Annotated in this window: 17 protein-coding genes; all 17 read left to right on the top strand. The window is 47.6% G+C overall.

Translation table 11 applies throughout. The features are described 5' to 3' along the window. Positions 1-7: 7 nt before the first annotated feature. The 17 genes from BN1938_RS21215 to BN1938_RS21135 all read left to right on the top strand — a co-directional run bounded on the left by BN1938_RS21215 (position 8) and on the right by BN1938_RS21135 (position 23,345). Positions 8-841, top strand: coding sequence for an NAD(+)/NADH kinase (locus tag BN1938_RS21215; protein WP_025657575.1), 834 nt, complete (start codon positions 8-10; stop codon positions 839-841). 4 nt (positions 842-845) lie between these two features. After that, positions 846-1,304: an arginine repressor gene (gene argR, locus BN1938_RS21210; RefSeq protein ID WP_050642399.1), complete on the top strand. Its 459-nt coding sequence runs from the start codon at positions 846-848 to the stop codon at positions 1,302-1,304. Between the two features lie 9 nt (positions 1,305-1,313). Next, on the top strand, positions 1,314-2,990 hold the full coding sequence (gene recN, locus BN1938_RS21205) for a DNA repair protein RecN (RefSeq protein WP_050642398.1): 1,677 nt from the start codon (positions 1,314-1,316) through the stop codon (positions 2,988-2,990). Between the two features lie 158 nt (positions 2,991-3,148). After that, positions 3,149-4,231 (top strand): SpoIVB peptidase, encoded by a 1,083-nt coding sequence (gene spoIVB, locus BN1938_RS21200; protein ID WP_050642397.1) that lies wholly within the window; start codon positions 3,149-3,151, stop codon positions 4,229-4,231. Between the two features lie 92 nt (positions 4,232-4,323). After that, the gene (gene spo0A / locus BN1938_RS21195; protein ID WP_025657571.1) at positions 4,324-5,112 is read left to right on the top strand and encodes a sporulation transcription factor Spo0A; all 789 of its coding nucleotides are present in this window, start codon (positions 4,324-4,326) and stop codon (positions 5,110-5,112) included. A gap of 84 nt (positions 5,113-5,196) precedes the next feature. Next, the gene (gene glgA / locus BN1938_RS21190; protein WP_050642396.1) at positions 5,197-6,645 is read left to right on the top strand and encodes a glycogen synthase GlgA; all 1,449 of its coding nucleotides are present in this window, start codon (positions 5,197-5,199) and stop codon (positions 6,643-6,645) included. Positions 6,646-6,856: 211 nt separating this feature from the next. Further along, a complete protein-coding gene (gene metF, locus BN1938_RS21185; RefSeq protein WP_025657570.1) occupies positions 6,857-7,726 on the top strand; it encodes a methylenetetrahydrofolate reductase [NAD(P)H] in 870 nt (289 codons plus the stop codon). A 12-nt stretch (positions 7,727-7,738) separates the two neighbouring features. Continuing rightward, positions 7,739-8,389: a vitamin B12 dependent-methionine synthase activation domain-containing protein gene (locus BN1938_RS21180; protein ID WP_050642395.1), complete on the top strand. Its 651-nt coding sequence runs from the start codon at positions 7,739-7,741 to the stop codon at positions 8,387-8,389. After that, positions 8,386-10,779 carry a homocysteine S-methyltransferase family protein gene (locus BN1938_RS21175; protein WP_050642394.1) on the top strand — a complete coding sequence of 798 codons (2,394 nt, stop codon included), beginning with the start codon at positions 8,386-8,388 and terminating at the stop codon, positions 10,777-10,779. The genes BN1938_RS21180 and BN1938_RS21175 overlap by 4 nt, the downstream gene beginning before the upstream one ends. 129 nt (positions 10,780-10,908) lie before the next feature. Continuing rightward, complete coding sequence (locus tag BN1938_RS21170) at positions 10,909-12,420, top strand: 4Fe-4S dicluster domain-containing protein (RefSeq protein WP_050642393.1); 1,512 nt, start codon at positions 10,909-10,911, stop codon at positions 12,418-12,420. A gap of 167 nt (positions 12,421-12,587) precedes the next feature. After that, positions 12,588-15,227 (top strand): alanine--tRNA ligase, encoded by a 2,640-nt coding sequence (gene alaS, locus BN1938_RS21165; RefSeq protein ID WP_050642392.1) that lies wholly within the window; start codon positions 12,588-12,590, stop codon positions 15,225-15,227. A gap of 125 nt (positions 15,228-15,352) precedes the next feature. Continuing rightward, on the top strand, positions 15,353-15,529 hold the full coding sequence (gene rpsU, locus BN1938_RS21160; RefSeq protein ID WP_004054229.1) for a 30S ribosomal protein S21: 177 nt from the start codon (positions 15,353-15,355) through the stop codon (positions 15,527-15,529). A 225-nt stretch (positions 15,530-15,754) separates the two neighbouring features. Next, positions 15,755-16,342 (top strand): putative ABC transporter permease, encoded by a 588-nt coding sequence (locus BN1938_RS21155; RefSeq protein ID WP_050642391.1) that lies wholly within the window; start codon positions 15,755-15,757, stop codon positions 16,340-16,342. Positions 16,343-16,910: 568 nt separating this feature from the next. Next, on the top strand, positions 16,911-18,245 hold the full coding sequence (gene gdhA / locus BN1938_RS21150) for an NADP-specific glutamate dehydrogenase (RefSeq protein ID WP_025657566.1): 1,335 nt from the start codon (positions 16,911-16,913) through the stop codon (positions 18,243-18,245). Positions 18,246-18,915: 670 nt separating this feature from the next. Beyond that, positions 18,916-19,581 carry an L-serine ammonia-lyase, iron-sulfur-dependent subunit beta gene (sdaAB, locus tag BN1938_RS21145; RefSeq protein ID WP_050642390.1) on the top strand — a complete coding sequence of 222 codons (666 nt, stop codon included), beginning with the start codon at positions 18,916-18,918 and terminating at the stop codon, positions 19,579-19,581. Beyond that, a complete protein-coding gene (gene sdaAA, locus BN1938_RS21140) occupies positions 19,582-20,451 on the top strand; it encodes an L-serine ammonia-lyase, iron-sulfur-dependent, subunit alpha (RefSeq protein WP_050642389.1) in 870 nt (289 codons plus the stop codon). Positions 20,452-20,723: 272 nt separating this feature from the next. Further along, a complete protein-coding gene (locus BN1938_RS21135) occupies positions 20,724-23,345 on the top strand; it encodes a cation-translocating P-type ATPase (RefSeq protein ID WP_050642388.1) in 2,622 nt (873 codons plus the stop codon). Positions 23,346-23,368: the final 23 nt, after the last annotated feature.

Below are 23,368 nucleotides of genomic sequence, written 5' to 3'. Positions count from 1 at the left end.
AAGCACCATGGATAAATTTTACGTTATTACGAATAAGCTAAAAGATGCTGACTACAGCATAACTAATGAAATCCTGGATTATATCGAACAGCATGGTAAAACCGGGATACTCTCCCAGAAGGACCCGGATGGGCATATTATACCGGGAACCGTCCCGGAAGGGATGGAGTGTGCCCTTGTGCTGGGCGGAGACGGAACGCTGATCCGCGCGGCCAGGGAGCTGGAGGGATATAATATCCCTCTGCTCGGAATCAACCTGGGTACACTGGGCTATCTGACTGAGGTGGAACTGCACGACTTCAGGGGCGCTCTGGACAGGCTGTTTGATAAAACACCTGAGATAGAGGAACGCATGATGATGCATGGCTGTGTGGAGGGCCGGCTGAACGACGTGGCGATGAATGATATTGTAGTGACAAGAGAAGGCGGGCTCAGGGTGATTCATTTTAATATCTCGGTAAACGGTGAACTGCTCAACAGCTATCAGGCTGACGGGGTAATCATCTCCACTCCTACCGGGACAACCGGGTACAACCTTTCAGCCGGAGGACCGATTGTGGAGCCCACGGCAAGCATGTTTGTCATAACCCCGATCTGTTCTCATGCTCTCAATACAAGCAGTATTGTGCTGTCCGCGGAAGATATCATTGAAGTGGAGATTTGCGAGGGGCGTTACGGCAAGACGGAGCATGCTGCCGTTACGTTTGACGGCGCCAGTACCGTGCCGCTGGTGACAGGAGATAGAATTACGATCGAAAAGTCGGGTGAGACTACAAAGCTGATTAAGCTCAGCAAGGAAAGCTTTATGAAGACTATGCGCAAGAAAATGAAAGGAAACTAGTAATATGAAAGTCAGTCGTCATGCAAAAATAATCGAATTAATCAGCCAGAATGATATCGAAACCCAGGAGGAATTGGCCGAGCGTCTGAACGATGCGGGTTTTAAAGTGACACAGGCAACGGTATCCAGAGATATCAGGGATCTGAAGCTTACCAAGGTGTCCGTGGACGGCGGCAGGCAGAAGTATGTGGTTCTGAAGCCGGAGGAAGACGGGATGAGCGAGAAGTATATCCGTGTTTTAAGGGACGGTTATATATCCATGGATATGGCCCAGAATATCCTCGTGATCAAAACGGTATCCGGTATGGCTATGGCAGTCGCAGCCGCCGTGGATGCGATGAAGTGGAAAGAAGTTGTGGGATGCATAGCAGGGGATGATACGATTATGTGTGCGGTCCGCAGTGTGGATGAGACAGTTGCTGTAATGGAGAAGATTCGAAAGATTGTGTCTAAAGGGAATTAGGATAAAAATATGTTGCAAAATCTGCATGTGAAAAATTTAGCGTTAATTGATGAAATAGAAGTAGAATTCCAGCCGGGACTCAATATCCTGACTGGTGAGACGGGAGCCGGGAAATCAATTATTCTGGGCTCTGTAGGCCTTGCCCTGGGGGGCCGGTACAGCGCAGATATGCTGCGCAAGGGCGCACAGTTCGGACTGGTGGAGATGACCTTCACCGTAGAGGACCAAGCGCTTCTAAGACAGCTGGAGGCATTGGATATCTTCCCGGAAGAAGGCATGCTTATTCTGTCCAGGAAACTGATGGAGGGACGCAGTGTCAGCAAAATTAACGGGGAGACGGTCAGCATGAGTGTACTCAAAGATGTTGCAAGTATGCTGATTGACATCCACGGGCAGCACGAGCATCAGACGCTGCTGCACAAAAAAAACCATCTGGCGCTTCTGGATGTCTATGCCAGGGATAAGGTGGAAGACTTAAAGAAATCTACATCTGCGGCATATAAAGAATATATAGGCTGCCGCAGAGCACTGGAAGAGTCGGAGATGGATGAAGAAAGCCGGAAAAAGGAGATCTCGCTTGCGGAATTTGAAATCGGAGAGATTGAAGAGGCCGGCCTGCAGGACCACGAAGATGAAGAACTGGAGGCGTTATACCAGCGTATGACAGAGAGCCGCCGTTTTACGGAGAGCATAGCGGAGGCGTATCAGTATACGAGTGAATCAGCCCATGGCAATGCCAGCGATCTGCTGAGCCGGGCCATCCGCGCATTTCAGGATGTGGAAGAATGTGATGAGCAGGGAGCGGGTCTTTATGGGCAGCTGCTGGAAATAGACAGTCTTCTGAATGATTTTAACCGGGAATTGGCGGAATATGCGAAAAGCTTTGAATTTTCCGAGGAAGAGTATTATGAAACCGAGAGCAGGCTGAATCTTGTCAATCATTTAAAAGCAAAATATGGTAATACTGTCAAAGATGTCCTGGAATACTGCAGGACAAAAAGAGAGAGACTAAGTGAACTAAAAGATTACGAAAGTTATATTGCTGATCTGGAAGAAAATTACAGCCGGAGCGAAAAAAAGCTAAAGAAGCACTCAGATGCTTTAAGCAAAGCCAGAGCTGAGGCTTCCCGGGCATTCGCGGCGGAGATAAAACAGGGTCTTGCTGACCTGAATTTTCTGGACGTTAAGTTTGAACTGAGATTGGGAAAGACGGAAACTTTTACTGCCAATGGCATGGATGAGGGGGAATTTTATCTCTCCACAAATCCTGGGGAACCTGTAAAACCGCTTGCCAATGTAGCATCCGGCGGTGAATTATCGAGAATTATGCTTGCGGTAAAAGCAGTTTTAGCAGATAAGGAAGATACGCCGACTTTAATTTTTGATGAGATAGATACGGGAATCAGCGGAATCACGGCAGGAAAAGTGGCAGAAAAAATGCATGTTATCGGGCGGAGCAGACAGGTAATCTGTATCACACACCTTCCCCAGATCGCGGCGATGGCTGATGCACATTATCTGATTCAAAAAGATACAACCTCTAACAGTACCAAAACGGAAATACGATGTCTGGATGAGCAGGAATCGGTTAAAGAGCTGGCACGGCTTCTGGGCGGGGCGAAAGTAACCGGCAAAATAATGGAAAGCGCGGCAGAGATGAAAGAAATGGCAAAGCGTGAAATATAATACCAGTGTGAAAAAGAACATGCAGTCACATACTAAAAACGGATACCAAGTTGGTATCTGTTTTTTGTTTAATAGGATCGTATTTTTTGTGAAATAAGAGAAATTTTTGCGGTTTCTATTTCATGAATTCCTAATTAAAAATGAAAGGGTGTGGTTGCATGGAGAAACGCTGGCAGAACAGAGTTCTTGTACTTTTGTCCGCCGTGCTTTTGTCTGCCTGTTCAGGCTATTTTGGCTGGATAGCCGCAGATGCAGTAGAGCAGACGGAAGTAAGTACAGAGACAATCAGCGAAGACACGGTTCTTGTCGGTGGAATGCCGGTGGGAATCTATATGGAGACAGATGGCGTTATGGTACTGGATACGGAACACATAAAAGGAATAGACGGGGTGGAATACGAGCCGGCCAGCCATCTGGTTAAATGCGGGGATTATATAACTGGAATCAACGGAAAAACAGTTGAGAATAAAAAGGAATTAATGGAAGCCCTCGCCCATCTGAATGAAGACGAGGTGGTCCTCAGCCTTCGAAGAGAGGAAGAGACCATAGATGTGAAAATAAAACCAGTGGAATGCGAACCCGATGAATATAAATTGGGCATCTGGGTGAGGGACAATGTGCAGGGACTTGGGACCATTACCTTTCTGACAGGAAGCAGCGAATTCGGCGCGCTGGGACATGGAATTCATGATTCCGATACAAATGTACTTTTGTCCATTGCGGATGGAACACTTTACAAAACCAGTATCCACTCGATTAAAAAGGGCGAGAATGGAATTCCTGGCAGCATGGAGGGCATCATAGTTTATAACGGATACAATAAGCTGGGAAGTATAAAAAAGAATACTGACGCAGGGATTTATGGTACGATAGATAAGATAGACGACTTATTTACAGAACAGATTCCTGTGCAGATTGCAGCCAAAGAAGAGATAGAAATCGGCGACGCGACGATACGTTGCTTTGTCGACAATGAAGTCAAAGAATATAACATAAAGGTGACAGATATCGACTATTCCGGACACGAAGTGAACAAGGGGCTTGTCATACAGGTGACCGACCCCGGACTCCTTGAAAAGACTGGGGGAATCATACAGGGCATGAGCGGAAGCCCCATCCTGCAGAATGGGAAACTGATAGGCGCGGTAACCCATGTTTTCGTACAGGATTCCACAAAAGGTTACGGCATTTTCATCGAAAATATGCTGGAGAATGTTGGAGATCAGACTTTGTCGAATTAGAGCAACAAATTATCCTTGATTATGGTGTGATTCAAAGATATAATAATCGAGTGGCGTTTCTCAGTCCGGGTCCTTTAGAGGAGAGAGGGATTATGGAACATTTAAACGTGGCCATCGCTGATGATAATGAGAGAATTTTAGATCTGCTCGAAGAAATTATCAACATGGACAAAGAACTGAATGTGGTGGGAAAGGCTAAAAATGGTGAGGAGATGTGTCAAATCATCAAGAATCAACAGCCAGACGTGGTTCTTCTTGATCTAATTATGCCGAAAATGGACGGTTTAACCGTCATGGAACGCATAAATCAAGACAAGACCATGACAAAACGCCCTGATTTCATTGTCGTAACAGCGGTAGGACAGGAGAAAATTACAGAAGACGCTTTCAACAAAGGCGCAAATTACTACATCATGAAACCATTTAATAATGAAATGTTGTTGAATCGTATAAAAACTGTAAGAAAAGTGTTCCGAAATCACGAGAAGAAAAATGAAGAATTATCTGGAAATACCTCGATTAGAGAAGAGGACCTGGAAAATCGTGTCACTAACATGCTGCATGAGATTGGGATACCGGCTCATATCAAAGGATACCATTATCTGAGGGATGCCATTATGATGGCAGTGGAAGATATGGATGTCCTGAACGCAATCACGAAGGTATTATACCCAACGGTTGCCAAAAAGTACCAGACGACATCAAGCAGAGTAGAACGGGCAATACGCCATGCAATTGAAGTTGCATGGAACCGCGGTAAATTGGACACTCTGGACGAATTATTCGGCTATACCGTGAGCACCGGCAAAGGAAAGCCGACAAATTCTGAGTTTATAGCACTGATTGCAGATACCATCCAATTAGAATATAAGCACAGATAATTCTTTCCTTTGTTCAGAAAATGAGTTATAATAGTCAGTATATAAGGCTTGTAAGAGGACTCAAGGAAAGTGGAGGGTTTGTTTATGAAAAACATTTTATTTGCATCTTCAGAATGCGTTCCATTTATTAAAACTGGCGGATTGGCAGATGTTGTAGGCTCATTGCCCAAATATTTTGATAGAAAAAAGTATGATGTGAAGGTGGTGCTGCCAAAATACACTTGTATGCTGCAAAAATGGAAAGATATGCTGGAATATGTTGATCATTTCTACATGGATATAGCAGGAACTGACCAATATGTCGGAATTTTAAAATGTGTCCATGACAATATTACATTTTATTTTATCGACAACGAACATTATTTCGGCGGTTATGCTCCATATGACGGCGATCCGAAGTGGAACATCGAGAAGTATGCTTTTTTTTCTAAAGCCGTTTTAAGTATACTTCCTGTGATTGGGTTCCGCCCTGACCTGATTCACTGCCATGACTGGCAGACCGGCCTCATACCGGTATATCTGGATAATTTCCGTTATCTCGGCGAGTATTACAGGGGAATCAAAACAATCATGACGATACATAACCTGAAGTTTCAGGGCGTATGGGATACGAAGACCGTACGCAGTATCACAGGGCTGCCGGAGTACTATTTTGTTCCTGACAAGATGGAAGCATACAAAGATGCGAACCTTCTGAAGGGCGGGATCGTATATGCTGACAAGGTAACAACTGTAAGCCAGACTTATGCAGAAGAGATTAAAACACCATTTTACGGAGAGGCCCTTGACGGCCTGATGAGGGCGAGAGAAAATGCACTGTGCGGAATTGTAAACGGACTTGATTATGAGGAATACTGTCCATTTCTGGATTCCCGGATTGCCAAGAAGTTTACGGTTGATACATTCCGTAAGAATAAAGTGGCAAACAAGCTGGCCCTCCAGGAAGAACTGGGACTGGATAAAGATTCCAGGACCATGATGATCGGCATGGTATCCAGACTTACCGATCAAAAAGGATTTGACCTTGTAGATTACATTATGGATGAATTGTGTCAGGATGCGGTGCAGATTGTTGTACTCGGCACCGGAGATGCCAAATATGAGAACATGTTCCGTCATTTTGCATGGAAATACTCGGGAAAAGTATCAGCGAATATCTTTTATTCCGAGGACTTATCTCATAGGATTTATGCATCCTGCGATGCGTTTCTGATGCCGTCATTATTTGAGCCGTGCGGATTGAGCCAGCTGATGAGCCTCAGATACGGAACGATTCCTATCGTTAGGGAGACAGGAGGACTGAAGGACACAGTAGAACCGTACAATGAATTTGAAAAAACCGGAACGGGATTCAGCTTTACGAATTATAATGCACATGAGATGCTGAATACCATCCGTTATGCAGAACGGATCTATTACGATAAGAAACGTGACTGGAATAAAATTGTAGAGCGCGCCATGAACAAAGATTTTTCATGGAAGAACTCTGCAAGGCAATACGATGAATTATACAAAAGCCTGATTGGCGAATAAAGATAACCGTCCAGACAGGTCTGCGCATTTACTGCGCAGACCGTACGAAAACATGGTGGTTGCAGGCATCCAGGTCTTCGCCGCAGGCGAATCTCAATGGGCTGGATGCGTAACAGTTCAGGCTTGCCTGAACTGTTACGAATAAAGCGTATGGGCTGCCCTTTTATGAAGGGCGGCCGCAGGCATTCGTATATGGGAGAAGAAGTACAATATGAAAATAAAAGACAGACTGAATGAGAACCGGATACATATATCGTTCGAGGTGTTTCCGCCCAAGACAGACGCGGGATATGAAAAGGTACAGGAAGCAACCGACAGGATAGCTGCCCTGAACCCTGACTTTATAAGCGTTACATACGGAGCGGGCGGGGGAACCAGTAAAAACACCGCAAAGATTGCGGAGCATATCAAAGAAGATCTGGGAATCGAAAGCCTGGCACATCTGACCTGCGCGTCCTCAACGAAAGACGAGGTGAGGAGCGTAATAGGCAGCCTGAAGGAACTTGGAATCGAGAATATTCTGGCTCTTCGGGGAGACATTCCGGCTGATATGCAGTTCCCGTCGGAGGATCGTTTTCACTATGCCTATGAGCTGGTGGAAGAGATCAGGAAGCATGGAGACTTCTGCATCGGCGCTGCCTGTTATCCGGAAGGACATGTAGAGAACGAACATAAAGCAGATGATATAAAGTATCTGAAACAGAAGGTAGACAGCGGTGTGGATTTTTTGACCACGCAGATGTTTTTTGAAAATGACATCCATTACAACTTTCTGTACCGGATTCGGGAAGCTGGCATAACAGTACCAGTTCTGCCGGGGATCATGCCCATTACAAGCGCAAAACAGATGAAACGCAGCTGCGAACTGTCGGGAACCGTGTTTCCGCGGAGATTCCAGGCCATACTGGACAGATTTGGAGACTGTCCGGACGCAATGGAGCAGGCTGGGATTGCATATGCGACGGACCAGATTATCGACCTGCTTGCCAACGGCGTAAGGAATATCCACATTTATTCCATGAATAAACCGGAGGTGGCAGAGGCAATCATGAGTAATTTATCGGAAATTATTAAATGCTAGGAGTAATAACAGATGGATCATATGACAAAAGAAGCCATCCGTTATCTGGGATATGGAAAACATGCGGTAGATGATAAGACGCTGGCAATGGTGGAAGATTCATTCAGGAATCTCGAGGACATAGCAGGCAGAAGATCCATCTACCGCATCTTTGATTTGCAGCAGACGGCGGATGACAGGTTTACGATAGGCAGAGTAGAAATACAGAGCAGAAGTCTTGGGCGGAACCTGAAAGGGTGCCGTAAGATCATATTATTTGGCGCAACGCTGGGAACAGCGGTAGACCGGATGCTTGCCCGCCTTTCCTTAACGGATATGGCGAAGGCGGTGGTTATGCAGGCCTGCGCGGCTGCTCTGCTGGAAGAATACTGTGATGCGTGCCAGGCGGATATCGCTGCGCAGGTCTCTGCGGAAGGACTATATCTGCGGCCAAGGTTTAGTCCCGGATACGGTGATTTTGACATAAGCTGCCAGGCGCCTTTGATGCAGATGCTGGACTGTGCAAAGACGATAGGCCTGACAATGACTGACAGCTGTATGATGACTCCGTCAAAGTCTGTGACAGCGGTGATAGGAGCAGGCACAACAGAAGAAAAATGCCATATCAAAGGCTGTGAGGCCTGCGAAAAAGAAGACTGTATATACAGAAGGGATAAAATATGATTTTAGACAGATTAGGAAAAGAACTGCTGTTTTTTGACGGCGGAATGGGCACATTACTGCAGGCGGGCGGCTTAAAGCCCGGGGAGCTTCCAGAGACATGGAATATCACACATCCGGAACAGATTACGGAGATACACCGGAATTATATCCAGGCAGGGAGCGATATTATACTGACGAATACATTTGGGGCGAATGCATTGAAGTTTCATGACGACAGCTGTTCGCTGCAGGAGATCGTATCTGCCGCGGTAAGGCACGTGAAAGAAGCGTCTGCGCAGGCGGCGGTGCAGGGGCGGAACGTTTATGCAGCACTGGATATCGGACCTACAGGAAAGCTGTTAAAGCCCATGGGGGATCTGGAGTTTGAGGAAGCGTACGAGGCATTCGGGGAGGTTGTAAGATACGGAACCGAGGCCGGAGCGGATCTGATTCATATTGAGACAATGAGTGATACATATGAGCTGAAAGCTGCCGTGCTTGCCGCGAAGGAGAATACAGACCTTCCGGTATTTGTGACCACCATTTTTGACGAGCGGGGCAAACTCCTAACAGGGGCGGATGTACCGGCGGTGGTGGCGCTTCTGGAGGGCCTGAGGGTGGATGCCGTGGGAATTAACTGCGGGCTTGGGCCAAAACAGATGCTTCCGATTCTGGATCAGATCCTGGAGTATACGTCCCTTCCCGTGATTGTGAAGCCGAATGCAGGGCTTCCAAAACAAGTACAAGGAGAGACGGTCTATGATGTGCTTCCCCGTGATTTTGCGTCTGTCATGCAGATGATTGTGGACCGCGGCGCGTCCGTGGTGGGCGGATGCTGCGGCACGACGCCGGAACACATCAGGGCGATGGCAAATCTGTGCCGGGGAATGGAACTCCGGCCGGTTACGCAGAAGGAGATCACGATCGTATCTTCTTATGGCAGATCGGTCTGCCTGGGTTCAGGATCGAAGATTATCGGAGAGCGGATCAACCCGACGGGGAAAAAGAAGTTCCGGCAGGCACTAAAGGAACATGACATAGATTATATTCTTAGGGAAGGCATCGCGCAGCAGGATAAAGGCGCGCATATACTGGATGTCAATGTGGGGCTGCCGGACATCGATGAGGTGTCTATGATGCGTGATGTTCTGTCTAACCTGCAGAGCGTGACTAACCTGCCGCTGCAGATTGACACCGTGGACACAAAGGCCATGGAAGCCGGACTGCGGATCTACAACGGAAAAGCCATGGTGAATTCCGTCAGCGGCAAACAGGAATCCATGGACGCTGTATTTCCACTGATCCAGAAGTATGGGGGTGTAGTCATCGGTCTTACGCTGGATGAAAGCGGCATTCCGGATACCGCGGATAAAAGAGTGGAGATAGCCCGCCGCATCATTGCGGAAGCTGCAAAATACGGAATTCAGAAAAAAGACATTGTCATTGACGTTCTGGCTATGACAATCAGTTCGGATCCCGAAGGGGCCAGGGTGACGCTGGAAGCATTGAAAAAAGTGCGTGACGGACTTGGAGTCAACACGGTGCTGGGAGTATCCAATATCTCTTTTGGCCTGCCGAACCGCCCGGTTATCAATGCTAATTTCTATACAATGGCCATGCACAATGGTTTGAGTGCGGGGATCATCAATCCCTCCTCCGAGGAAATGATGAAGTCCTATTATGCTTTTCATGCGCTTATGAACCTGGACAGTAACTGTGAAGATTACATTGCGAAATATGCCGGACAGGATACCGGCGCCCCGGCGTCTCCTTCTGTTTCCGGGGAGATGTCCCTGGATCAGGCCATCGAAAAGGGGCTGAAAGAAGAGGCGCATCATATTACCGGCCTGCTTGTAAAGGAGCAGAAACCGCTGGATATCATCAATACGTATCTGATTCCTGCGCTGGACAATGTGGGGAAAGGCTTTGAGAAGGGAACTGTATTTTTGCCCCAGCTGCTGATGAGCGCTGAGGCGGCAAAAGCGGCTTTTACAATTCTAAAAGAATCGCTCGCGGCAGCCGGACAGGATCAGGAGAAGAAGGAGAAGGTGGTGCTTGCGACCGTGAAAGGGGATATTCATGATATCGGAAAGAATATAGTGAAGGTTCTTCTTGAAAACTACAGTTTTGATGTGATTGACCTGGGAAAGGACGTGGCGCCGGAACGGATTGTGGAGACGGTGCTGAAGGAGGACGTGCATCTGGCAGGGCTAAGTGCACTTATGACGACTACCGTTGTGAGCATGGAGGAGACAATCAAGCAATTGAAGCAGAAAGCGCCCGGATGCAGGGTCATGGTCGGCGGGGCTGTCCTGAATCAGGAGTATGCGGATATGATCGGAGCGGATTTCTATGGGAAGGATGCGATGCAGTCTGTTTATTATGCGCAGAAGCTGCTTAATAATCAGTGAGGAATGTACCTTTTTTTATACAAGAAACCATATTGACTAAATTTTAACAAAAGGGTATAGTGATAATGCAAATGAAAGAGAATGGCAGACAGCTGCCTTTTTGGAGAAAATTCAGGAGGAAGAGAACCTATGATGAGAGGACTGCAGACACCGGTCCGTGCAATACGGAGAAGAGTGTTTACGGAAGTTGCAAAACTGGGATTTAAGGCTAACGCGGACACGCTGTTGGCGGATATGGAAGCGATACCCTATGAGATTGTAAATGACGATACGGAAAAATACCGCGAGAGTACCTACCGTTCACGCGCGATCGTGAGAGAGCGTTTGAGGCTGGCTATGGGTCTGTCGCTGCGGCCGGAGAATAAGCCGGTGCACCTGACTTCCGGAGTGGAAGCCAGCAACATTTCAGAAAAGTATTATGAGCCTCCGCTGATGCAGGTGATACCATCGGCCTGCGAGAGCTGCGAGGAGAACAAATATGAAGTGAGTAATATCTGTAAAGGATGCCTTGCCCATCCTTGCCAGGAAGTATGCCCGAAGGGAGCCATTTCTTTCGTGGACGGCAAGTCCTTTATAGACCAGGAAAAATGTATCAAGTGCGGTAAATGCAAATCGGTCTGTCCGTATGATGCGATCGCGAAGAAGGAAAGGCCTTGTAAAAATGCCTGCGGCGTTAATGCGATTGTTTCCGACAAATATGGAAGAGCTTATATTGATACAGAGAAATGTGTGTCCTGCGGTATGTGTATGGTAAGCTGTCCCTTTGGCGCCATTTCAGACAAGTCCCAGATCTTTCAGCTGACGAACGCGCTGCAGGAGGGCGGAGAGATTGTGGCCGAGATTGCCCCTGCATTCGTCGGTCAGTTTGGGGATAATATTACGCCGAGAAACATTAAGGCCGCCCTGCAGGAGCTGGGATTCTCAGAAGTCTATGAAGTGGCGCTGGGAGCAGACATTGGAGCCATAGCTGAGGCGCATCATTATGTGGATAAAGTGGTATCAGGGGAACTTCCGTTCCTGTTGACATCCTGTTGTCCGTCCTGGGCAGTAATGGCAAAGAAATTCTTCCCTGACCTGATCGACCAGATCTCGCAGGAGCTGACCCCTATGGTGGCGACAGCCAGAACCATTAAGCAGGAGCATCCGAACGCGCGAGTGGTATTCATCGGGCCGTGTGCGGCTAAGAAGCTGGAAGCGTCGAGAAGAACCGTGCGCAGTGATGTGGACTTTGTTGTGACTTACGAAGAGGTGCAGGCAATGTTTGACGCGAAAAACATTGACCTGAAGAAGTACGAAGCAGAGTCTTCATTCCACGACGCGACGGGAGCGGGCCGCGGCTATGCCTGTGCCGGCGGCGTGGCAGAGGCCATCGAGAACTGCATCAATGAGTATTATCCGGATGTGGAAGTGAACATTGAGCATGCAGAGGGGCTTGCCGAATGCAAAAAGATACTGACGCTGGCAAAAGCCGGACGTATGAACGGTTGTCTGATCGAGGGAATGGGCTGTCCGGGAGGCTGCATAGCAGGCGCCGGAACGAATATACCGGTCTCAAAAGCAAAGAAAGCTCTTGCCAACTATGTAAAGAATTCTTCCAACAATATTCCGCCGAAAGAACTGGCAGAAATCGAGCTAAAATAATATTTGAAAAACCGTACCAGCTATGGTATGATAGGTTAGAAATACAGAGTGGATCCGCATCCACTCTGTTTCTGTTGACCATATACTCATCGTTCCGGATATCCGGAGCGTATAAGGGCAGAATCATCATGACTGCCGCAGATAAAGAAACCGGGAGGAATAGGGTTATGCAACCATATGGAGTGAACCAATTAAGAAAGATGTTTTTGGAGTTTTTTGAGAGCAAAGGGCACCTTGCAATGAAGAGCTTTTCATTAGTACCGCACAATGATAAGAGTCTTCTTCTCATCAATTCGGGAATGGCGCCGATGAAGCCATATTTTACAGGACAGGAGAACCCGCCGAGCAAAAGGGTGACAACCTGTCAGAAGTGTATCAGGACAGGAGATATTGAAAATGTCGGTAAGACAGCGCGTCACGGCACATTTTTTGAGATGCTGGGCAACTTTTCTTTTGGTGACTATTTTAAAGATGACGCAATCAAATGGTCATGGGAGTTTCTGACAGAGGTGGTAGGGCTGGATCCCGACAAACTGTACCCGTCTGTATATTTGGACGATGATGAAGCATTTGAGATTTGGAATAAAAAGATGGGGATTCCGGCGGAACGTATTTTCAAGTTCGGTAAGGAAGATAATTTCTGGGAGCATGGTTCAGGTCCCTGCGGTCCTTGTTCGGAGATCTACTATGACAGGGGAGAAGAGTACGGCTGCAGCCGCCCGGACTGTACGGTTGGGTGTGAGTGCGACCGCTATATGGAGATATGGAACAACGTATTTACCCAGTTTGAAAATGACGGCAAGGGAAATTATACAGAGCTCGAGCAGAAGAACATCGATACAGGCATGGGTCTGGAGAGACTTGCTTCGGTTGTTCAGAATGTGGATTCCATATTTGACGTGGATACGATCAAGGAACTGCGCAGCCATGTATGCAGGATGGCGGATGTTGTTTATGGGAAAGAAGAAGGTACGGATATTTCTATCCGCGTTATAACGGATCACGTACGTTCCGTAACATTTATGATATCCGATGGTATTATGCCTTCCAACGAAGGAAGAGGGTATGTGCTGCGACGTCTGCTCAGAAGAGCCTGCCGCCATGGAAGACTGCTGAATATCGAAGGCAATTTCCTTCCGGCGCTGGCCGAGACTGTAATCGAAGGCTCTAAGGACGGTTATCCGGAGCTGGAAGAGAAAAAAGATTTTATCCTGAAAGTGATTGCAAAGGAAGAAGAGCAGTTTAACAAGACGATTGATCAGGGACTTGTTATTTTATCCGATATGATTGACGGGATGGAGAAGCGCGCTGAAAAGACGCTTTCCGGAGAGGAAGCGTTTAAACTGTATGACACATATGGTTTTCCGATCGATTTGACAAAAGAGATTTTGGAAGAAAAGGGACTGGATGTGGATGAAGAGGGATTCCATGCTGCGATGGAAGTCCAGAGAAAGACAGCTCGCGCCGCCCGCGGCGTTACGAACTATATGGGGGCGGATGTGACCGTATACGAATCCATTGATCCGGGTATTACAAGCACATTTTTGGGATATAATAATTTAGTATATGAATCAGAGATTACGGTGCTGACGACGGAGACGGAGGTAGCAGAAGCCCTGTCAGACGGCGAGAGGGGAACTGTATTTGTAAAAGAGACGCCTTTCTATGCCACCAGCGGCGGACAGGAGGCCGATACGGGCGTTATACGCACTCCGGAAGGGGAATTTAAGGTAGAAGACACAATCAAGCTCCTGGGTGGTAAAATCGGCCATGTGGGACAGGTTGTCAAAGGTATGGTCAAGACAGGGGATAAGGCAGAGCTGGCCGTAGATGCCAGAAAGCGTTCTTTATCCGCAAGAAACCACAGCGCGACCCATCTGCTCCAGAAGGCGCTCAGGACAGTGCTGGGCACTCATGTAGAACAGGCAGGCTCCAGTGTGAATGAAGACAGGCTCCGTTTTGACTTCACACATTTTTCTGCGCTGAGCCAGGACGAACTCAAACAGGTAGAGGAAATTGTTAATGAGCATATTGCCGAGGCTCTGCCTGTGGATATTCAGAATATGCCGATCGAAGAGGCCAGAAAGACCGGTGCGCAGGCCTTGTTCGGTGAAAAGTATGGGGACATCGTAAGGGTGGCTAATATAGGCGGATTCTCGATTGAGTTCTGCGGCGGTACCCACGTAAAGAACACGAGCGAAATTATGGCGTTTAAGATTATTTCCGAGACAGGCGTGGCTGCAGGCGTGCGCCGCATTGAGGCACTGACATCGCAGGGACTTTTAGACTATTATGATACTCTGGAGAAGAAGATGAATGAGGCGGCGAAGCTGTTAAAGGCATCGCCGGATAACCTGGCGGAGAAGATCACACATGTGATGTCCGAGAACAAAACTCTTCACTCAGAGGTGGAAAGCCTGAAGAGCAGACTTGCACAGGATGCCATGGGCGATGTGATGGATCAGGTGCAGGAAGTGAAAGGCGTAAAGCTTCTGGCGGCAGAGGTGGACGGCGTTGATATGAATGGACTCCGCGACCTTGGAGACCAGATGAAGGAAAAACTGGGAGAGGGCGTAGTCGTCCTTGCCTCAGGAAATGAGGGGAAAGTCAGTCTTATGGTAACCGCTACAGAAGGTGCGATGAAACAGGGCGCACATGCCGGGAACCTTATCAAAGCGATTGCCGGCCTCGTAGGAGGAGGAGGCGGCGGCCGTCCGAACATGGCGCAGGCAGGCGGAAAGAACCCGGCAGGCATCAAAGATGCGCTTGCAAAGGCTGTTGAAGCACTGGAAGGACAACTTTCTTAGTTTTTTTGCCGGAAACAGTTGACGTTTAGTGAAAATATGATATAATCTTTTGTAGTGCAATAAATATACCCGAACAGTCGTATGATGCACAATACAAGGCTGGAGGGGAGGTTAGGTGTGAGACTATGTCAAATGTAATCGTTAAAGAAAACGAGACGTTAGATAGCGCTTTACGCAGATTCAAAAGAAACTGTGCAAAGGCTGGCATTCAGCAGGAGATTCGTAAAAGAGAACATTACGAAAAGCCAAGCGTAAGACGTAAGAAAAAATCTGAAGCTGCTAGAAAACGTAAATATAATTAATATGTGCAGATAAATAGAGTGTTGAAAAACACTCTATTTTTGTGTTTTGAGGACAGCGGAGGATGCGAATGGCAAGGACGGCCGGAATACGGGTTAGCTTTGTATTTTCTTTATTTATTTAAGATTTGTTTAAGACTTTCCAAAGTTCGTAGTAATGTCTGTGAAGCTGTGATATGATTACCAAAGGAAACTGATGGGACATTAACATAAGATGGAGATGAGAATATGTGGGATAAGGTGATATTTGGAAGAGATTTATATCATGTGGTACTGTGGTTCCTTACGTACAGTATTCTTGGGTGGATAGTGGAATCTATTTACATGTCCATTTGTAATAAAAAGTGGACAAACCGGGGATTTTCAAAAGGACCGTTCTGCCCGATCTATGGAGTGGGGGCTCTGACAGTATATTTTGTACTGAGTCCTTACAGTCACAACAGAGTGCTGCTTTTCTTTCTGGGAGCCATACTGGCTACAACAATCGAATGGGTGACAGCCAGGATTATGGAGCGGATATTCGGTGAGGTCTGGTGGGATTATACGGACAAGCCGTTTAATTATAAAGGAATTCTCTGTCTGGAAAGCACGCTGGCGTGGGGACTGTACACTTTGATCTTGTTTGGGGTTCTGCACGGGTTTGTTGAGCGGATTGTAAATGCGATACCTTTCCATATTGGAAGAATTGCAGGTACATTGCTGATCTTGGTTTATATTATTGATTTTACCTCTTCTTTTTATAAAGAGAAGCGGGAGAACCTGCCGGTCTCGTTCAGTAAGATTAAGAACAGCTTTCGGAACTTGATCGGACGTTAGATGGCTGCTGAGGCCGTTACTGTTCCCCCTGCGGGCGCGCGCAGTACTGATACCAGGGTATACGGTTAGAATTTTTACTTGACGTTAGGAAAAAACTGGTATATACTAAATGAGTGAAATGACAAAGGCGTCATAGACAAAGGTCTATGGCGTTTTTTTGCACTTTAACAGGAGATATCAGCTATGTTCATCAGGAAAGAATGAAATATTTTGGCGATATCTTTTACAAGGAATGGGAAAATATAAGAAATGAATAATACAAACAGATTTCCTGCAAAAATGTCATTATCACATAAAACAGGGGATGAGACTGTCCGCATAGCTGTCATCGTTTAAACTAAAGCTAATATTGCAGTAAACACGGATGATATTTAAAATGTTATAAAAGCATTTTGCTGTATACTTTGTCGGGTTTAATACTATACAGTTTTAAAGTTGTAAAAATTATGAAATTTATGATTGACAAAGTTGCAGGCAGCTTTTAAAATAAACGAGTAGACAAAGTTGTCATGATGCGGGGCAGGTTGTCACCCCGCCATTTTTATATTATTTCAGGAGGTAGAAAAGGATGTCATACGTTGATGAGGTAATTGAATTAGTTGTGAAAAAGAACCCTGCAGAACCGGAGTTCCACCAGGCGGTAAAGGAAGTGCTGGAGTCCCTGAGAGCCGTTGTTGAGGCAAATGAGGAGAAGTTCCGCAGAGATGCTCTTCTGGAGAGGCTTGTAGAGCCTGAGAGACAGCTGAAGTTCCGTGTACCATGGGTAGATGACAGCGGTCAGGTTCAGGTTAACACAGGGTACAGGGTTCAGTTCAATAGTGCGATTGGGCCATATAAGGGCGGTCTTCGTCTGCATCCTTCAGTAAACCTTGGCATTATCAAATTTCTGGGATTTGAACAGATCTTCAAGAATTCCCTGACGGGGCTTCCGATCGGCGGGGGAAAAGGCGGTTCTGACTTTGATCCGAAAGGAAAATCAGACAGAGAAGTTATGGCTTTTTGCCAGAGCTTTATGACGGAATTATGTAAATATATTGGAGCAGATACAGATGTACCTGCAGGTGATATCGGCACCGGTGCAAGAGAGATTGGATATATGTATGGACAGTACAAGCGTATCCGCGGATTATCAGAAGGTGTACTTACAGGAAAAGGCTTAAGCTACGGCGGATCTCTGGCCCGCACAGAGGCTACCGGATACGGTCTGCTCTATCTGACAGAAGAGATGCTTAAGCTGAATGGAATTGATATTGCTGGTAAGACAGTAGCAGTATCAGGTTCAGGAAATGTTGCTATTTACGCAACACAGAAAGCTCATCAACTGGGGGCTAAAGTAGTGACAGTCAGTGACTCCAACGGATGGGTATACGATCCGGATGGGATTGACGTAGACACGCTGAAGGAAATCAAGGAAGTTAGGCGTGCAAGACTGACAGAATACAAGAACTACCGTCCAAATTCCGAGTACCACGAAGGAAGAGGGGTTTGGTCAGTAAAAGTTGATATCGCGCTGCCATGTGCAACCCAGAACGAACTCTTGCTGGATGATGCAAAGGCACTTGTTGCAAACGGATGTATTGCAGTAGCCGAGGGCGCTAACATGCCGACAACTCTGGAAGCGACAGAATATCTGCAGAAAAACGGTGTATTATTTGCACCTGGAAAGGCTGCAAATGCAGGCGGTGTTGCAACTTCAGCCCTGGAGATGTCCCAGAACAGCGAGCGTCTTAGCTGGACATTCGAGGAAGTAGACACGCAGCTTCAGAGAATTATGGTGGACATCTGTCATAATATGGCAGATGCTGCTGAAAGATATGATGTAAAAGGAAACTATGTGGTAGGTGCAAACATTGCGGGATTTGAAAAAGTAGTAGACGCAATGACGGCGCAGGGCATCATATAATCGGGATTTAGCGACGAGCTTTAGTTTCGGCGCGGATGGGGACGCTCCATGAAGGGATAGCCGAAAACCTCCCGGAGAACATCCATGTCCTTTCAAAAACGCGGCCGCGGACCTAAGAAATTCTAGGCGGGAAACAGCTCTGAAAATGGAGCACCACTGACACATCACGAGAAATCCGATGATTTCTCGCGCTGGGTCAGCTGATTTTTGGATTCGGAATCCAAAAATCTCTCCATTTTCAGGGCTGTTTCCCACCAAGAATTTCTAAGGTTCGCTTTGAGCGTTTTTGAAAGGACATGGATGTTCTCCGGGAGGTTTTCGGCTATCCCTTCATGGAGCTGGCGCATCCAACCGGTAGGAAAAAGCTCGTTTCTAAGGAGGGGCCTCAAGCGGGGGCAGCGTATGGCATTGAATTGTCGGGACTTTTATGTCCCCAGTAGGTGTACATAAGCAAGGGGATACGGCTAACAGTTCATACACATCTTTAAGATGAAAAGACACGCATAGCCAATCCACATCCGCTGCCCTGGTCCGGCCTCCCTGTCATTAAGCGTCCCCATCCGTCGACTAGGCTAAAGCTAGCCGACTAAATCCCGATTTTATGGATATTTATGGTGGAATCTGTTATAATGATTAGCGAATAGTTTTGGCTGGAGTTGGAGGATTTGGTATGAATATTTTTGATATTTTGGGCCCTGTTATGGTGGGTCCTTCCAGTTCCCATACCGCGGGTGCGGTACGAATTGGCTATATCACCCGCAGGCTGTTAGGAAGCAGACCGGTAAAAGCGGAGATCGGGCTTCACGGGTCCTTTGCGGCGACAGGAAAGGGACATGGAACGGATCGGGCTGTTGTTGCAGGGCTTTTGGGGATGAAACCGGATGATATGCGGATCCCGGATAGTTTCAGGGTGGCGGAGCAGGAAGGGCTGGAATTCCGGATACAGAATGTACAGATACGGGAGGCGCACCCGAATACAGCGCTGCTGAAAGTGTGGGGGGAAGAGGGACACACGGTAGAGGTACAGGCCTCATCTCTGGGCGGCGGACGGATTATGCTGAATAAATTGGACGGAATTATGGTAAACTGTACAGGAGAATGTCCGACCCTGATTGTACAGAATCATGACAGGCCGGGGCATGTGGCGGCTGTTGCATCCATGCTGGCGGAGGATTCGATTAATATCGCCACGCTTCAGCTTTACCGCGGGAAGAAGGGCGGTGACGCCGTGATGGTAATTGAGATCGACCAGTGCGTGCCCGAGGCTTCTATCAGATGGTTTGAACAACAGGATGGTATTATGAAAGTGACATATATTGACAGGGAGGATGCATAGATGGCTTATCAGTCTTTGGAAGAAATCAGGCAGGTCTGCTGCGAGAGGGAGATTCCTTTCTGGCGGGCTGTGCTCCTGGATGATATGAATGAGCGGACCGTCAGCGAAGAAGAATCTTTCCAGACGATGGAGGCGATGTGGGACGCCATGCTGCGTTCCAGCGACTCCTATGATGAAAAACTGGTTTCCAGCAGCGGGCTGGTCGGCATGATGGGCGGACAGATGGAAAAATACCGGAAAGAGGGCGATACTCTGTGCGGGGACTTTGTGTCCAGAGTGATCGTGCAGGCACTGCAGATGGGAGAATCCAATGCCTGTATGAAGCGCATTGTAGCGGCTCCTACGGCAGGGGCCTGCGGCGTGATACCGGCCGTGCTTGTGCCTTTGTACCGGGCTGGAAAGGCGGACAGAGAGAAGATTGTGCACAGCCTGTATGTGACGGCGGGAATTGGACAGGTTATCGCATCCCGCGCCTTTATCGCCGGTGCTGCTGGGGGATGCCAGGCAGAGGTGGGGACGGCTTCTTCTATGGCGGCCGGCGCCCTCGTTTACCTGAAAGGCGGGGATAACAGCCAGATTATGCATGCGGCAGGGATGGCCCTGAAAAACCTGCTGGGGCTGGTTTGTGATCCGGTAGCAGGACTCGTGGAGGTTCCCTGTGTCAAGCGGAATGTGATCGGAGCTGTCAATGCACTTTCTTCGGCAGACATGGCGCTGGCCGGCATTACAAGCAGGATACCGCCGGATCAGGTGATTGACGCTATGAGGGAAGTGGGAGAGTCTATGCATGTTTCTTTGCGGGAGACCGGTAAGGGCGGAGTTGCAAACACGCCCCGCGCAAAGGAAATCGTAGAACATCTGGGAATGTGAATTCAAATGTAAATTCAAATGTGAATTCAAATGCGAATTGGAATTTTCCCTTGACATACCCGGGCTTGCTGTATTATGATAATCACTAATAGAAGGGAGTAACTAGCGCTCTTTGGAGCGTTCGCGATGTCGTCAGGACGATGGCCTTCCATCCGTATCGTGATTAAATGGTGAGACTTTTATTGCATTACATAATATGCAATAGGAGTCTCTTTTTTTGTCCCATTGAATGGAAAAGGCTCCATATTGTATAAAGAAATGGAGGATCATACATGAAAGAATTTTACCAGGTTTCTGCAGAGGAAACGAAACAGAGGATCAATGGAACTATGGAGCCGCTGACTGCAGAAGAAGTGAAAAAGCATCAGGAAAAGTACGGCCCAAATGAGCTGGTAGAAGGTAAGAAAAAGACGACAGTACAGATATTTCTGGAACAGTTTAAGGATTTCCTTGTTATCATTCTGATCGTGGCAGCAATTGTCTCAGGCTTTCTGGGAGACGCCGAGAGCGCGGTAGTTATTTTGATCGTTATTACGATTAATGCGATTCTGGGAACAGTACAGACTGTAAAAGCGGAACAGTCTCTCAACAGTCTGAAAAAGCTTTCGGGACCGGAGGCAAAGGTACTGCGCGGCGGCAATATCGTGCCGATTCCCTCTACAGAAGTAACGGTAGGGGATATTGTCATGTTGGATGCAGGTGATTATATTCCTGCTGACGGTCGGCTTCTGGAGAGCGCGAGTTTAAAAGTAGATGAGAGCGCTCTGACGGGAGAAAGCCTTGGAGTGGATAAAAATACTGCCGCGATTGAGGGGGAGGTTCCTCTGGGCGACAGAATTAATATGGTGTACTCGGGCAGCTTCGTGACATACGGCCGCGGTTCATTTCTTGTAACCGGGATCGGTATGGAAACCGAGGTCGGAAAGATTGCGAGCCTGCTCAAGACGACTTCTGAAAAACGTACCCCTCTTCAGATAAATCTGGATCAGTTCGGACAGAAACTGTCCATTATTATCCTGATATTCTGCGCAATCCTATTTGGTATTAACGTCCTGCGGGGCGGCAATATCGGTGATGCCTTCCTCTTCGCTGTGGCGCTGGCAGTTGCTGCGATACCGGAGGCGCTGAGCTCTATCGTTACAATTGTGCTTTCTTTCGGTACACAGAAGATGGCAAAAGAGCATGCGATCATCCGAAAGCTTCAGGCGGTGGAAGGACTGGGCAGCGTGTCAATTATCTGTTCCGATAAGACAGGAACACTGACACAGAATAAAATGACTGTGGAAGATTACTATGTGAACGAAACGCGGGTACCTGCAAGTGAGATCGATATTAATCGTCCGGCACACAGTAAGCTGCTGCTGTGCAGTATACTCTGCAATGATTCTACAAATGTAGACGGTGTCGAGATAGGGGACCCAACGGAAACAGCCCTGATTAATCTGGGAAGCCGTCTGGGCGTATACGCACAGGATGTGAGGGAAAAGTATCCCCGTGAAAGCGAAAATCCTTTTGACAGTGACAGAAAGCTTATGGCAACAAAACATACGATAGACGGGAAGCATGTTATGATTGTTAAGGGCGCTGTGGATGTACTGCTCAATCGGATGGAGTCGATTCAGATCCAGGATGAAGTCAGAAAATTTGAACAGGAAGACCGCAGAAAAATTGAAGCCCAGAATCAGGAATTCTCCAGGGGCGGCCTGCGTGTACTTGCATTTGCATATAAAGAAATCGGGGAGAACCAGGAATTGACTCTGGAAGATGAAGACAATCTGACGTTTGTAGGACTGATTGCCATGATGGACCCTCCGCGTGAGGAATCAAAGGCGGCGGTAGCCGAATGCAGGGGAGCCGGGATTCGTCCGATCATGATTACGGGAGATCACAAGGTGACAGCGGCAGCCATTGCCAAGAGGATCGGTATTTTGGAAAATGAATCAGAGGCATGTGAAGGCGCAGAGATAGACAGTATGTCTGACGAAGAATTGAAAGATTTTGTGGAAGGTATTTCTGTTTATGCACGCGTATCTCCTGAACATAAGATCAGAATTGTCAGGGCGTGGCAGGAAAAGGGGAATATCGTATCCATGACAGGCGACGGCGTTAATGATGCGCCAGCCCTGAAGCAGGCGGATATCGGTGTTGCCATGGGAATCACGGGCAGTGAAGTATCAAAGGATGCAGCCTCCATGGTTCTGACAGACGATAATTTTGCAACGATTGTTAAGGCGGTTGAGAATGGCAGGAATGTCTACCGGAATATTAAGAGTTCCATTCAATTCCTGCTATCAGGGAACTTCGGAGCTATTCTGGCGGTGCTGTACGCATCCATTGCCGGACTGCCGGTTCCTTTTGCACCAGTGCACCTGCTGTTCATCAATCTGCTGACAGACAGTCTGCCGGCAATTGCACTGGGGCTGGAACCGCATTCAAAAGATGTGATGGATGAAAAGCCAAGGCCCATGAATGAGTCCATATTAACCAGGGATTTCCTGACTAAGATCGGAACAGAAGGCCTGTGCATAGGGATTACAACAATGATTGCTTTTCTGATCGGATACCGCACGGGCAACTCCGTACTGGCAAGCACGATGGCTTTTGGCACACTGTGCACTGCGAGACTTGTACACGGCTTTAACTGTAAGGCAGACCGGCCGGTCGTATTTACAAAAAGGGTATTCAATAACATCTACCTGATTGGGGCCTTTTTGCTGGGACTAGTATTAATTACTGGCGTTATGGTTATACCTGGCCTTCAAAACGTGTTTAAAGTACAGTCATTGACCCTGGGACAGCTCTTTACCGTATACGGGCTGGCGGCAGTTAACCTGCCGGTAATTCAGTTGATAAAAGCTGTCAAGGAGGCGGTGCGGAAACGGAAGGTACGATGAGAAAGTACGCCGCTGCAGCCGGA

Origin of the sequence: Eubacterium sp. SB2, from assembly GCF_001244405.1 — a bacterium.
Taxonomy (GTDB): domain Bacteria; phylum Bacillota; class Clostridia; order Lachnospirales; family Lachnospiraceae; genus Faecalicatena; species Faecalicatena contortus_B.
The sequence above is the reverse complement of the archived record's forward strand: the minus strand, read 5'-3'. Positions and strand labels throughout refer to the sequence as shown.

Coding starts and splice junctions, on each gene's coding strand:
- recN (WP_050642398.1), top strand. CDS start 1,314: ATGTTGCAAAATCTGCATGTGAAAAATTTAGCGTTAATTGATGAAATA.
- sdaAA (WP_050642389.1), top strand. CDS start 19,582: ATGGCTTATCAGTCTTTGGAAGAAATCAGGCAGGTCTGCTGCGAGAGG.
- BN1938_RS21155 (WP_050642391.1), top strand. CDS start 15,755: ATGTGGGATAAGGTGATATTTGGAAGAGATTTATATCATGTGGTACTG.
- spo0A (WP_025657571.1), top strand. CDS start 4,324: ATGGAACATTTAAACGTGGCCATCGCTGATGATAATGAGAGAATTTTA.
- BN1938_RS21170 (WP_050642393.1), top strand. CDS start 10,909: ATGATGAGAGGACTGCAGACACCGGTCCGTGCAATACGGAGAAGAGTG.
- argR (WP_050642399.1), top strand. CDS start 846: ATGAAAGTCAGTCGTCATGCAAAAATAATCGAATTAATCAGCCAGAAT.
- glgA (WP_050642396.1), top strand. CDS start 5,197: ATGAAAAACATTTTATTTGCATCTTCAGAATGCGTTCCATTTATTAAA.
- BN1938_RS21175 (WP_050642394.1), top strand. CDS start 8,386: ATGATTTTAGACAGATTAGGAAAAGAACTGCTGTTTTTTGACGGCGGA.
- spoIVB (WP_050642397.1), top strand. CDS start 3,149: ATGGAGAAACGCTGGCAGAACAGAGTTCTTGTACTTTTGTCCGCCGTG.
- BN1938_RS21180 (WP_050642395.1), top strand. CDS start 7,739: ATGGATCATATGACAAAAGAAGCCATCCGTTATCTGGGATATGGAAAA.
- BN1938_RS21215 (WP_025657575.1), top strand. CDS start 8: ATGGATAAATTTTACGTTATTACGAATAAGCTAAAAGATGCTGACTAC.
- BN1938_RS21135 (WP_050642388.1), top strand. CDS start 20,724: ATGAAAGAATTTTACCAGGTTTCTGCAGAGGAAACGAAACAGAGGATC.
- sdaAB (WP_050642390.1), top strand. CDS start 18,916: ATGAATATTTTTGATATTTTGGGCCCTGTTATGGTGGGTCCTTCCAGT.
- metF (WP_025657570.1), top strand. CDS start 6,857: ATGAAAATAAAAGACAGACTGAATGAGAACCGGATACATATATCGTTC.
- alaS (WP_050642392.1), top strand. CDS start 12,588: ATGCAACCATATGGAGTGAACCAATTAAGAAAGATGTTTTTGGAGTTT.
- gdhA (WP_025657566.1), top strand. CDS start 16,911: ATGTCATACGTTGATGAGGTAATTGAATTAGTTGTGAAAAAGAACCCT.
- rpsU (WP_004054229.1), top strand. CDS start 15,353: ATGTCAAATGTAATCGTTAAAGAAAACGAGACGTTAGATAGCGCTTTA.